The sequence below is a fragment of the Pseudomonas sp. FW305-3-2-15-C-LB1 genome (genome assembly GCF_058787615.1).
Genome location: NZ_JBYSZX010000002.1, coordinates 370593 through 383024, shown reverse-complemented (window position 1 = coordinate 383024; position 12432 = coordinate 370593). Strand labels below are relative to the sequence as shown.

12 protein-coding genes are annotated in these 12432 nt (G+C 61.0%); 7 read left to right on the top strand and 5 right to left on the bottom strand.

Translation table 11 applies throughout. From position 1 onward, the window contains the following. Positions 1-29: 29 nt before the first annotated feature. Both AC3WP7_RS05545 and AC3WP7_RS05540 read left to right on the top strand, forming a co-directional pair. Positions 30-428: a DUF2177 family protein gene (locus tag AC3WP7_RS05545; RefSeq protein WP_092242896.1), complete on the top strand. Its 399-nt coding sequence runs from the start codon at positions 30-32 to the stop codon at positions 426-428. Between the two features lie 198 nt (positions 429-626). Beyond that, complete coding sequence (locus AC3WP7_RS05540) at positions 627-2069, top strand: NCS1 family nucleobase:cation symporter-1 (RefSeq protein WP_092242900.1); 1443 nt, start codon at positions 627-629, stop codon at positions 2067-2069. Here AC3WP7_RS05540 and AC3WP7_RS05535 read toward each other — a convergent pair. Further along, the gene (locus tag AC3WP7_RS05535; protein ID WP_102593238.1) at positions 1981-3186 is read right to left on the bottom strand and encodes an MFS transporter; all 1206 of its coding nucleotides are present in this window, start codon (positions 3184-3186) and stop codon (positions 1981-1983) included. The two genes, AC3WP7_RS05540 and AC3WP7_RS05535, sit on opposite strands and share 89 nt — an antisense overlap. 103 nt (positions 3187-3289) lie before the next feature. On the opposite strand from AC3WP7_RS05535, the gene ptrR reads away from it, so the two are divergent. The 3 genes from ptrR (at position 3290) to AC3WP7_RS05520 (ending at position 6356) form a co-directional block, all read left to right on the top strand. Beyond that, on the top strand, positions 3290-4183 hold the full coding sequence (gene ptrR, locus AC3WP7_RS05530; protein ID WP_093514026.1) for a putrescine utilization regulator PtrR: 894 nt from the start codon (positions 3290-3292) through the stop codon (positions 4181-4183). A 142-nt stretch (positions 4184-4325) separates the two neighbouring features. After that, positions 4326-4448, top strand: coding sequence for a PA1414 family protein (locus AC3WP7_RS05525; RefSeq protein ID WP_003193089.1), 123 nt, complete (start codon positions 4326-4328; stop codon positions 4446-4448). Between the two features lie 366 nt (positions 4449-4814). Next, positions 4815-6356 carry an amino acid dehydrogenase gene (locus tag AC3WP7_RS05520; RefSeq protein ID WP_102592249.1) on the top strand — a complete coding sequence of 514 codons (1542 nt, stop codon included), beginning with the start codon at positions 4815-4817 and terminating at the stop codon, positions 6354-6356. A gap of 64 nt (positions 6357-6420) precedes the next feature. Here AC3WP7_RS05520 and AC3WP7_RS05515 read toward each other — a convergent pair whose 3' ends face one another. Genes AC3WP7_RS05515 through speB form a run of 4 tightly spaced genes read right to left on the bottom strand, consistent with a single transcriptional unit; the run spans position 6421 to position 10744 of the window. Further along, on the bottom strand, positions 6421-7803 hold the full coding sequence (locus AC3WP7_RS05515; protein WP_092242910.1) for a sodium:solute symporter family protein: 1383 nt from the start codon (positions 7801-7803) through the stop codon (positions 6421-6423). 35 nt (positions 7804-7838) lie between these two features. Beyond that, the gene (locus AC3WP7_RS05510) at positions 7839-9350 is read right to left on the bottom strand and encodes a purine-cytosine permease family protein (RefSeq protein ID WP_092242912.1); all 1512 of its coding nucleotides are present in this window, start codon (positions 9348-9350) and stop codon (positions 7839-7841) included. 21 nt (positions 9351-9371) lie between these two features. Then, positions 9372-9794, bottom strand: a complete 423-nt coding sequence (locus AC3WP7_RS05505) for a YybH family protein (protein ID WP_092242915.1) — start codon at positions 9792-9794, stop codon at positions 9372-9374. Further along, positions 9794-10744 (bottom strand): agmatinase, encoded by a 951-nt coding sequence (speB, locus tag AC3WP7_RS05500; RefSeq protein ID WP_033900672.1) that lies wholly within the window; start codon positions 10742-10744, stop codon positions 9794-9796. Before speB ends, AC3WP7_RS05505 begins: the two co-directional genes overlap by 1 nt. Positions 10745-10930: 186 nt before the next feature. On the opposite strand from speB, the gene AC3WP7_RS05495 reads away from it, so the two are divergent. Both AC3WP7_RS05495 and AC3WP7_RS05490 read left to right on the top strand, forming a co-directional pair. After that, positions 10931-11824, top strand: a complete 894-nt coding sequence (locus AC3WP7_RS05495) for a LysR family transcriptional regulator (protein WP_017134867.1) — start codon at positions 10931-10933, stop codon at positions 11822-11824. Positions 11825-11829: 5 nt separating this feature from the next. After that, positions 11830-12420, top strand: a complete 591-nt coding sequence (locus AC3WP7_RS05490) for a tRNA-uridine aminocarboxypropyltransferase (RefSeq protein WP_093529449.1) — start codon at positions 11830-11832, stop codon at positions 12418-12420. Positions 12421-12432: the final 12 nt, after the last annotated feature.

Genomic DNA, 12432 nt, shown 5'->3' with positions numbered 1-12432 from the left:
GCCCATTGGCGTCTACAGAGGCCGCCTCAATGAATAAGAAAACGCTGTTCGCCTACCTCGGCACGTTGCTCGCCTTCCTGATACTGGACGGCCTCTGGCTCGGCGTCATCATGGGCCCCACCTATAAGTCCCTGTTGGGTCCACTGATGCTGGATCAACCTCGGCTGTTGCCCGCAACGCTGTTCTATCTCCTTTATGTGCTCGGTTGCGTCGTGTTCGTGGTCTTGCCCAGCGCAAGCTGGCAACGCGCCGCCCGCCTGGGCGCCTTGCTCGGCCTGGTCGCCTACGGCACCTATGACCTGAGCAACTGGGCCACGCTGCAAGGTTGGTCCGCTCGATTGGCGATCATGGACATGGCCTGGGGGACGTTCCTGACCGCCGCATGCTGTACGGTGGGCTACCTGTGTGCACAACGAGTGCAACGCTGATTGTGTACAGGATATCTGTGCACCGTTGCTGAGCGTGGCGCCGCCCTATAGCCCGTTATCAGTCCCTTTGGAGCGCCGTGCCAAAGGGATTGCGTTCAATTGGCACGCATTCTGCTGACTATCTCGTATACAAACCATGCCGCCTCCCGTATGCACCCCGTGACGGAAGCGCAGGCCGGTATTTCGAGGAGCCCAGCGATGACCGAACAATTGCCCAAAGGCTACAGCCCACGCCTGTACAACCAGGACTTGGGCCCGCTGCCGCAAAAGTGGAACTGGTACAACATCTTCGCCTTCTGGATGAGCGACGTGCACAGCGTCGGCGGCTACGTGTTCGCCGCCAGCTTGTTCGCCCTGGGGCTGGCCAGTTGGCAGGTGTTGATCGCCTTGCTCGTGGGGATCTGCATTGTGCAGTTGATCGCCAACCTGGTGGCTAAGCCAAGCCAGCAGGCTGCGGTGCCTTATCCGGTGATCTGCCGGCTGGCGTTTGGTGTGTTTGGCGCGAATATTCCGGCGGTGATTCGCGGCCTGATCGCCGTGGCCTGGTACGGGATTCAGACGTACCTGGCGTCGAGTGCCTTGATCATCGTGGTGCTGCGCTTCTTCCCACAGATGGCGGTGTATGCAGAGCCGCATTTTGCAGGCCTGTCCTACCTTGGATGGTTTGGTTTCCTCAGCCTGTGGGTGTTGCAAGCAGCGGTGTTCTGGGCGGGCATGGAGTCGATCCGCCGTTTTATCGATTGGGCCGGGCCGGTGGTGTACGCGGTGATGTTTGCCCTGGCCGGCTGGATCGTGTGGAAGGCCGGTTGGTCGAACATCAGTTTTACCCTGGCGGAAAAATCCCTGTCGGGCTGGCAGGCGTTTGGCCAGGTCGTTGTGGCGACGGCGCTGGTGGTGTCGTATTTCTCCGGGCCAACATTGAACTTCGGTGACTTCAGCCGTTACTGCCGCAGCATGCAGGACGTACGACGCGGCAACTTCTGGGGGCTGCCGGTGAATTTCCTGGCGTTTTCCCTGGTGACCGTGGTGATTGTCTCGGGCACCTTGCCGGTGTTTGGTGAAATGCTGCATGACCCGATCGCCACCGTGTCGCGCATCGACAACAGCATGGCCGTATTGCTCGGGGCCTTTGCCTTCGTCACCGCGACCATCGGCATCAATATCGTCGCCAACTTCGTGTCCCCGGCGTTTGACTTCGCCAACGTCGCACCGAGCAAGATCAGCTGGCGCGCCGGCGGGATGATCGCTGCCGTGGCGTCGATCTTCATCACCCCGTGGAACCTGTTCAATAACCCGCTGATGATCCACTACACCCTGGACATCCTCGCGGCGTTTATCGGGCCGCTGTTCGGGATCCTGCTGGTGGATTTCTATTTGATCAAAAAACAGCAGATCGACGTGGATGCACTGTTCGATGACAGCCCCAGCGGGCGCTACTACTTCGACGGTGGCGTGAACTGGACGGCGATCAAGGCATTGGTGCCCGCGACGCTGGTGGGCGTCGCGATCACCTTCACCCCGGCCTTGCAGGGCATGGCCAACTTTGCCTGGTTTACCGGGTGCTTCCTGGGTGGGCTGTTTTTCCTGGTACTGGCGCGACGTGAACAGGTGCGTGTGCCTGCGCCGCTGGTTGTCGGCTGATCAACACCGAGCCCGCCACCAACAAGCCTGCCCCGGCGACCACCAGCGCCGGTTGCAGGCCACCGCTCAGGTGGCTGCTGACTGACGCCAGCAACGGCCCGCTCAATTGGCCGATGGCAAAGCTGGCGGTCAACAGCCCGGTGCTGCGCTGGTAGCCATGGGGCGCGACGTCCCGCAGCCGGGCCATCACCAACTGCATGCAGGCCAGGAACGGCCCGCCACACAGCAAGACCCCCAGTGCCAGGCCCCAGCCATTGCCCAGCAAGCAGGCAAACACCCCGGCCGCTTGCAGCCATAGCGTGGTCATCAGCCAGCGGCGCGTGGTGTTCGGGTCCTTGCGGCGCAGGGTCGCCACCACCACACCGATCGCGGCGGCCAGGCCGAAGCACGGCCAGAACAGGTCGGCCTGCCAGGCCCCCTTGAACTGCGGGTTGGCCATCTGCGACAGGAACGTCGCCGGGATGATGTAGCCCAGGCCGAACAGTACGTAGATCCAGCACAAATGCGCGATGCTGCCATTAGTGCCCGCGTCGGAGTGGCCGCTAAGGGGGGCGGCGGCAGACGGCTTGGGCAGGAAAGGCAGAATCGCCAGCAACATCACCAGCGCCACTGCGCCATACACCAGCCACAACGTTGCGGAGCTTTGCCCCAGCAGATTGGAGCCCACCGCCAGCAAGCCCGTCAGCAAAATCCCCAGTCCCGGACCGGCAAACACCAAGGCACCCAGGCGCGGACGTCCGGCGGCAATCGCCAGCGGCTGGCTCAGGCTGGTGATCATCACCAATGCCCAGGCACTGGCGACGCCGGTGCCAAAGCGCAGCAACAGGTGTGGCCAAAAGCCATGAGCCCAGTACGACGCCAGGGTCAGCAGCACGCACAGCCACAACCCGCCAAACAACCGGCCACGGACGTGGTGATGGCTGCGCGCGAAGATCGAATCCACCGCGCCGACGAAGTAGCCCAGGTAATTGGCGGCGGCGATCAGGCCCGCACCGGTCAAGTCGATCTGCCCCTCGCTGAGCAGGTGCGGCATTTGCGGGGTGAGGGCGAAGCGGCCAATCCCCATCGCCATCATCAAGGCGACAAAGCTGGCAGTTAAGCGAATCAAGGGAGACATGGTCAGATTTCCTGCGGCTAAGCGAATACCTTCAGGCTAAGGTGGATTGACTTTCTGTAAAATTGAATAATAGTGAGCAACTTGTTCAGTTTTGGAGAAACTCATGGAGTTCAGTCAATTGCGCATTTTCCAGGCCGTGGCGGAAGAGGGCTCCATTACCCGTGCGGCTGACCGCTTGCACCGGGTGCCGTCGAACCTGTCGACGCGCCTCAAGCAAATGGAGGAGCAGCTCGGTGTAGAGCTGTTCGTGCGTGAACGCCAGCGCTTGCAGCTTTCTCCTGCGGGCAAGGTGCTGCTGGACTACAGCACTCGTCTACTGGCCCTGCATGATGAAGCCCATGGCGCCGTGCAAGGTGGGCAACCGGCTGGCGATTTCGTATTGGGCAGCATGTACAGCACGGCCGCGGTGCATTTGCCGAAGCTGTTGGCGGGCTATCACAAGGCTTATCCGATGGTGAACCTTCAGGTGCAATCGGCGCCCAGCGGGGAGTTGCTCGAAGGGTTGATCACCGGTCGCCTGGATGCGGCCTTTGTGGACGGCCCCATCACCATCGCCTCCCTGGACGGCATCGCCCTGTGCGAAGAACGTCTGGTGCTGATTTGCGAAGCCGATCATCCCCCCGTGCGTGGGCCTCAGGATGTAGCGGGGCGCTCGGTGTTCACCTTCCGTCGCAGTTGCGCCTACCGCACCCGCCTGGAGACCTGGTTCTCCCATGAGCGCGTGGCCATGGGCCGGGCGATTGAGATCGAGTCCTACCAAGGCATGCTCGCCTGTGTGATCGCCGGGTCGGGCGTGGCGCTAATGTCCGAATCGATGCTCGACAGCCTGCCTGGCAAGGACAGCGTGTCCGTTCATCCGCTGACAGGGCCTTTTGCCACTGCGACCACCTGGCTGATGTGGCGAAAGGGTATGCTCGGCGCTAACCTCAACGCATGGATCGACCTGCAGCAAGCCGGCAACGCTGCGGTTGTGCAAGACACCCGCGCCATCGCTTGAGCGATCCGTCAGGATTTTGATGAATTCAGTAATAGTTCGTTGTGTTTTCGTTCAAGCAATACGTAGGACTTAGGGCTACTATCACTGTAGGAAAGGGCGACAGAACTTGCGCCTACTCGCATTACCCTCAAAGGGGGCAACCATGAAAGAGAAAATTCAAAACTGGCTCCATGACCTGGGTGTTGCACTGGGCTTGATCGAGCCTCCGCTGCAGCCGGTGCCGATTCGCACAGATGACGAGCAGCGTCGTCCACGTCGGCGATAAAACGCGACCTGTAAATCGCCTCAGAATCCATGTGGGAGCGGGCTTGCTCGCGAAGGCGGTGTGTCAGTCAACATTTTATGTACTGACACACCGCCTTCGCGAGCAAGCCCGCTCCCACAGTCGTTTTGCACCAGGCCAAAGAAATGTGCGACAGCTAACGTCGCCCCGTTTTAGGGTGAGCATCCGCCTCTCTTCAAGCGTTTTGACTAATGGTCAGAATCGGACTACCTGTCAGTCGGAATCAGCTGGCTTATCTAATTCTAGAAATACCCATAGCTTGAAACTCAAGCGCCTATTCATAGCGCCCCAACGTTTTATTGAGTACCTCTTTTCGAGGTGTCAGTCAGAGTTGTTGGAGACAAAGCTATGTTGCTCTCTTCGGTTCCTCCGGTCGCCGCGTCACTCATCACCACAACCGACTGTGTTTTACACGCTGCGCCTGTGTCGAAAGGCTGGAGGGCCGACGCGCCCAGAAACGTCGTGTTTCTTTCGCCGGCATTGACCAGGCAGGCGCTGCTGATACAGATCGCGCTCCTGCGTCCAACAACCATCATTGTTGGAGACCAACCCATCGATGCAGATGTCCTGGAGCAATGGCGTACCTCCCACCCCTTTGGAAACCTCTGTTTGATCCGCAGGGGCACGAGTTTGGACAAGATACGACTGGACCTGTGTGAATCCCACGCCATTCAAGTACTCAACACCCCAGGGGTGAATGCGCCGCATGTGGCCGCCTATATCCTGCGTTGGCTGAGACTGGCGGATGGTTCCATCCCCCGTGACGTGCGTGTACTGGGATACGGCAATGTGGGGAAAGAACTGGTCAACCTGTTGCTTGATCGAGATCCCAATGTTCGGATCAGAGTGCTGGTCCGGCCAGGTCGAGCGTCGGATACTCTCGGCAATCCCGCCTCCGACAGTCGAGTGTCATTTGTCGTGGACTGGTTCGAGGCCTTGGAGGGCGCCGCCGCTGTCGCAGTATGCGTATCCCTCAATGACGAGTCCGTTCATCGCCTCGATCGGGTCCTCATTCAGTGCCTGCACCGCCAAGCCCGCCTGATCTGTGTCGCCAAGCCGGACGTCTTCAGCGACGGTGCGTTGTACGCCCTGGCCGAGGCTGAACATATCCAGCTGGTATTGGACTATGGGCCTGCGACACTGGATGAGTTCCGACAACGCACACAGAGGCTCGGCTGTGAGGTCTCCACTTGGTACCGGCCTGCGACGCTGACTACCCAGGCGTCAACTACCGAGGCCTGCCACCGCGACCTTGACTATGCCGTTTCAATACAGCTGAGTTTGATGGCCTTGCGCGGTCTGGTGAGGCGTAAACTTGCACAGTCATTGACGCTCCCTTCTCTGCCCGCAGCGGCCAGTGCGCCGCGTGTTTCAATCATCGGCAGAGGCATTAATGGCCTGTTCCTGGCCGTGATGCTCCGGTTGGCGAATTATCAGGTCACGGTGTATGGGGGAGATCAGAAGAGCGATGGTGTCAGTTATGCCGATCCGTACTTGGTCGTTGAGTGCAATCGTGCAGGTATCGAGCTGTTTGACAAGTTTCTGGCTGACAACCCAACGCTGGCGAAATTCGCGCAGGCTCGGGATGTTGAGGTTTCGAGCTACGGCCTGGAACTTATCCATCTGAAGAAGGAGATCAAAGCGCTTTTGGGAAGCTCCGGGGTTCGGTTTCCATCACAGCCTTTAAGTCCGGTCCAGATCGCCGCGCAGAGCAGGGAGCACTTCATCGTTATAGCCTGTGAGGAGGAAGGCGTGTCGATAGTTTACTGTTGCGCCCACCACCACATCGCAGCCGGAGGAACCTACGCCGCCGGCACAACGCAAGGACTGTTATGGGCCTCCCTGGTCCAGGAGATCATCCAGGCAAACCAGAACCTGGCGGTTGAATGAAAAAAACGGGCGCGACATCCGACGTCGCGCCCGCTGAAGAAACCCCTCTAAAACCCGCTGTCTCTCAAACCGCGCTGGCCGCCACGCCCTCTGGCCGACGCGACAACACACTCACCACCACAAAGCTCACCAGCCCCACCGCCAGGCTGTAATAGATCGGCGTGTTCGCATCCAGCCCATCCTTGATCATGAATACCAGCGCGGTCACAAAGCCCAGCGTCATGGAAGTAATTGCCCCGGAGGTGGTGGCGCGCTTCCAGAAGATCGCGCCGATCAGCGGGATCAACATGCCGCCCACCAGCAGGTTATAGGCCAGGGTCAGGGCGCTGATCACATCGCTGACTACCAGTGCGATGCCCAGCACGGCAACACCTGTCAGCATCGTGAACAGGCGGTTGACGGCCAGGCTCGACTGTTTGCCGCCACGCAGGCGCGGCAGCAGGTCTTCGGTCAGTACGGTGGAGGCAGCGAGCAGGCCGGCGCTGGCGGTGGACATCATCGCCGCCAGTGCCGCGGCAATCACCAGGCCACGGATGCCATCTGGCAGCGAGGCTTTCACGATAGCGGCAAACGCATTGTTGACGTTGTCCAGGTCCGGGATCAGCACGTGCGCGGCCATACCGATCAGCGCACAGGCCAGGCCGTAGAGGATGCAGTAGAAACCGGCGAAGGTGCCGGCGTACTGGGCGACCTTTTCATCACGGGCGGTGAACACCCGCTGCCAGATGTCCTGGCCGATCAGGATGCCGAAGAAGTAGATCATGAAGTAGGTGATGATCGTGTCCCAGCCGATGGCGGTGAAGCTGAAGCTCGACGCCGGCAGCTTCGCGACCAACTCATCCCAGCCGCCGACGCGGTACAGGCAGATCGGCAGCAGGATAAACATCAGACCGACGGTCTTGATCACGAACTGCACGATGTCGGTCAGGGTCAGCGACCACATGCCGCCGATGGTCGAGTACACCACCACCACGCCACCGCCGAGCAGCACCGAGATCCAGAACGGCAAGCCGAACAACACCTGCAACACAGTGCCGATGGCCAGGATCGACGTCACGCCGATCATCAGTGCATAAGCCAGCATAATCACAGCGCTGGCCTGGCGGGCCATGGGGTTGTAGCGTTTTTCCAGGACCTGGGTCACGGTGAAGATCTTCAGCTTCAACAGCGGCTTGGCCAGGAACAGGTTCAGCGCAATGATGCCCATGCCCAGCGCGGCACACAGCCAGAAGCCGGAAATGCCATGCACATAACCCAGGCGCACGGTGCCGACGGTGGACGCACCGCCCAATACCGTGGCGGCCATGGTGCCCATGTACAGCGACGGGCCCAGGTTGCGCCCGGCCACCAGGTAGTCTTCGTGGGTCTTGGCGCGGCGCATGCCGTAGTAGCCGAGCACGAGCATGCCGGCGGCGTAGATGAGTACGACGAATAAATCCAAAGCCATGACGGCGGTTCTCCGATTATCTTTTTTATGGGCGATCAGGCGGCGGGTTGCAGCGCCGGTTTAACGCGCGCATCCGTGCGCTTGCTGCGAGGGTCGGCGGGCCCGTAGACGGCCGCCGGTTCCGGGAACACACGAAGCAAGGTCAGGTACACCACCGAGGCCAGTCCCAGCGTCACCGGCAGGCTGATATCGATGCCGTCGGCCAGGTTGCCCAGCGGCCCGACAAACTGCCCCGGCAGGTTGACGAAGCACAGACCCACCAGCGCACTCGGAATCCACGCCCCCAGCCCGCGCCAGTTCCAGCCATGGCTGAACCAGTAGCGACCGCCGGTTTCTCCACGGGTGAACACCTGCAAGTCATCCGGGCAGTAAAAGCCGCGACGCACGATCAGGCCGATGATCATCATCACCATCCACGGCGTGGTGCAGGTGATGATCAGCACGGCGAAGGTCGACACGCTCTGCACCAGGTTGGCGGCGAAACGTCCGATAAAGATGAAGGCAATCGACATCACCCCAATCAGCAAGGTGGCCTTGACCCGTGACAGCAGGCGCGGGAACACACTGGACATGTCCAACCCGGTGCCATACAGCGAGGTGGTGCCGGTGGACATGCCGCCGATCACCGCAATCAGGCACACCGGCAGGAAGAACCAGGTCGGTGCCACTGCAAGCAAACCGCCGACGTAGTTATTCGCCGCGATGTAGTCCGGTGCCTTGATCGCCACGATGGTCGCGGTGGCCAGGCCGAACAGGAACGGGATCAACGTCGCGATTTGTGCCAGGACCACCGCCAGCATGATGTGCATTTTCGGCGTTTCACGCGGGATGTAGCGCGACCAGTCGCCGAGGAACGCGCCGAAGGAAATCGGGTTGCTCATGGCGACCAGCGCGGCGCCGATGAAGGCGGCCCAGAAGCCGGTCTGCCCCAGCGCGACGGAGCCTGCGAAGTGGCTGTCGAAAGCCGGCGCGAAGGCGAAGATACCCAGCAGGAACAACAGGCTCGCCGCCCACACCGCAATGCGGTTGACCCACAGCATGAAGCGAAAGCCGTAGATGCACACCGTCAGCACCAGAATGGCGAACACCCCGTAGGCCAGCCCCAGGGTCAGGTCGGTTTCCGGTAGGCCGATCAGACGTTTCGCACCGCCCACCAGCGCATCACCCGAACTCCACACCGACAGTGAGAAGAAGGCAATCGCCGTCAGCAGCGACAGAAACGAGCCGACGATCCGCCCGTGCACACCAAAATGCGCACCGGAAGACACGGCGTTGTTGGTGCCATTGATCGGCCCGAACAGGCCCATGGGCGCCAGGATCAGCGCACCCACCAGCACGCCCAGCACAATCGCCCAGACGCCGGCCTGGAATGACAGGCCAAACAGCACGGGAAAGGAGCCCAGCACGGCGGTGGCAAAGGTATTGGCACCGCCGAAGATCAGTCGGAACAGATCCTTGGGGCCGGCGGTACGTTCGTGGTCCGGGATCTGCTCGACCCCGTTGGTTTCTATTTTTCGAATACTTTTATCGTTGTTTTTATTATTCATGATCAGCTCCGATCACATTGGCTAAGGGGGCGGCAGCCCTTCCGGCATAGCGGACAAATGTTCGTGACAGGCCAGCCACAGGCCTTGTTTTTGTTGTGCGCCAGATCCTTGCCGTGTGAAGACAATGGTCTCGCGTTCCTGGCTTTTGAATTGCTCCCCGTTCATGCGCAGCTCGGTGGCCACGTCATGGATAAATATCGCCACGTCGCCCTGCAGGCTGACCACGGCGTTGCTCGAGGTGCACGACAGCACTTCGAACCCCTCGTCCCGACGCCAGCTGTCCCACAACGCCTGGTAGGCATCGCGGCTGAGCAGCGGCTGGGGGAGGGTGTAGAACACAAAGCTGGCATCGGCCGTGAACGCGCCGAAGTAGGCGGCGCGATCATTGCGGGCGAAGGCCGCCACCAGCTCGGCGGCGGCTTGCAGCACCTCGTGCGTGCTCATCAGCGGTGCGCCACGCCCGGCAATACGCAGAGCATTTCGTACAGCAGGTTGGCACCCAGCAACGAGGTGTTGCCGGTGGTGTCGTAGGGCGGCGAAACTTCTACCAGATCACAACCAATCAGGTCGAGACCTTGGCAGCCACGGATGATCTCGATGGCCTGGATGGTGGTCAGCCCGCCGATTTCCGGGGTGCCGGTGCCCGGAGCCCAGGCCGGGTCGATGCCGTCGATGTCGAAGCTCAGGTACACCGGGCCGCCGCCGACCTTTTCACGCACTTCGGCCATCAGCGGTGCGAGGGAGTGGTGCCAGCATTCTTCGGCCTGGACCACGCGGAAACCCTGTTTGCGGCTCCAGTTGAAGTCTTCGGCGGTGTAGCCCTGGGCGCGCAGGCCGATCTGCACCACACGGTCGCAGTCCAGCAAGCCTTCTTCCACGGCGCGGCGGAAGGTGGTGCCGTGGGCGATTTTCTCGCCGAACATATGGTCGTTCACATCGGCGTGGGCATCGATATGCACCAGCCCGACCTTGCCGTGTTTCTTGTGGATCGCCCGCAGGATCGGCAGGGTGATGGTGTGGTCGCCACCCAGGGTCATCGGGATCACGTCGTGTTCGAGGATCTCGTCGTAGGCTTCTTCGATGATGCGCACGGCGTCGAGCAGGTTGAAGGTGTTGATCGCCACGTCGCCGATGTCCGCCACCGACAGCGAGTCGAACGGTGCGGCGCCGGTGGCCATGTTGTACGGGCGGATCATCACCGATTCGGCACGGATTTCACGCGGCCCGAAGCGGGTGCCGGCGCGCAGCGAGGTGCCGATGTCCAGGGGCACGCCGATGAAGGCAGCGTCCAGGCCCTTGGCGGTTTGCAGGTGGGGAAGTCGCATCATGGTGGCGATGCCGGCAAAGCGCGGCATTTCGTTGCCGCCCAGTGGTTGGTGGAAAATCTTGTCCACGGGAGTGCCTCATCGTTGTTTTGTTTATTAGGGGTCGATTCTGCGAAATACAGGGAAACGAAAGAATCGGCAGGGGCAAATACTTAGTTCAGATTTTTCTAAACTAATGCCTGGGGTAAACTGCGTTTCAATGTGGGAGGGGGCAAGCCCCCTCCCACAGGATTTTGTGTGCCTCTGGAGCCGCCCATGGCCAACGCCTTGCCCGACCTGAAACTCCTGCGCATCTTCGTCAGCGTCGTGCGTCACCAGGGGTTCGCCAATGCCCAGCACGAACTCAACCTGTCCACCTCGGCCATCAGCACCTACATGAGCCAGCTGGAATCGGCATTGGGCCTGGTGCTGTGCCATCGCGGCCGCGGCGGGTTCAGCCTCACCAGCAAGGGCGAGCTGTTCCATCAGGAAACCCTGCGCCTGCTCGGTGAGCTGGAAGGCTTCGAGCAATATGCTGCCGCGTTGAAGGGCGAGTTGCGCGGCACCCTCAAGCTCGGCGTGCTCGATTCCACCGTCAGCGACAAGGCGCTGCCGTTCGCCGAGGTGATAGGCGCCTACAGCCTGGAGCACCCGGCGGTGCATTTGCACTTATCGGTGATGAGCCCCTACGAGCTGCAACTGGGCGTGCAGGACAACCGCCTGGACCTGGCCATCGGTGCCTTCTCCAACCGCATGAGCGGGCTGATCTACATGCCGCTGTACCGCGAACAGCACTGGCTGTATTGCAGCACCCGGCATCCTTTATTCAATGAACGACGTATCCCGGAACAAGTGATTACCCAGCAACGCATGGTCGGACGCGGCTACTGGAGCCAGGCCGAACTGGCGCGCCATGGCTTCAAGCACAGCGCGGCGACAGTGGAAAGTATGGAGGCGCAACTGATCCTGGTGTTGTCCGGTGCCTATATCGGGTACTTGCCCGAACACTATGCCCAGGCCTGGGCCGACAAGGGTGATTTACGTGTGTTGCTGCCGGCGACCTTCGGCTACCAGGCGCCGTTTTCGATGATCATGCGCCGTGGTCGCAGCCGTGAACCGCTGATCCAGACCTTTCGCGACCTCCTCAAAGCCCAGCTCAACCAGGCCTGAAAATCATGTCCAGATCCCAATGCTCCCGTTGTCTCAGGCCTGCCACCCACTGCCTGTGCCCGTTGATCCCCAGCCTGGAAAGCCGCACCCGCGTGTTGCTGTTGCAGCACCCGAGTGAGGTCAACCACGCGCTGAATACCGCAAGGCTGGCCGCGCTGGGCTTGAACAATGCGCAATTGGTGGTGGGGGAGGTGTTCGACGATCTGGCGACATTGTTGAACCCCCCCGGTTATCAGGCGCGGCTGTTGTTTCCGTCGGACGATGCGCAACCCTTGCAACGCTATGCGCCGGACGAACAGCCGATGTTGCTGGTGGTTCCCGACGGCACCTGGCGCAAGGCGCGCAAATTGCTGTACCTCAACCCTTTGCTGGCGGCGTTGCCGCGAGTGACCTTGATGGGCGATGCCGTATCACGCTATCGATTGCGCAAGGCGCCCGGGCCCGGTGCATTGTCCACCGTCGAAGCGATTGCGCAGGCCCTGCAAGTATTGGAAGCCCCCGCCTCCTTCGAGCTATTGCTGCGCCCGTTCGACGCACTGATCGAGCGGCAGATTGCAGCGATGGGCGCAGCGGTCTTCGAGAAGAACCATGGCTGAATCAACGCGCTA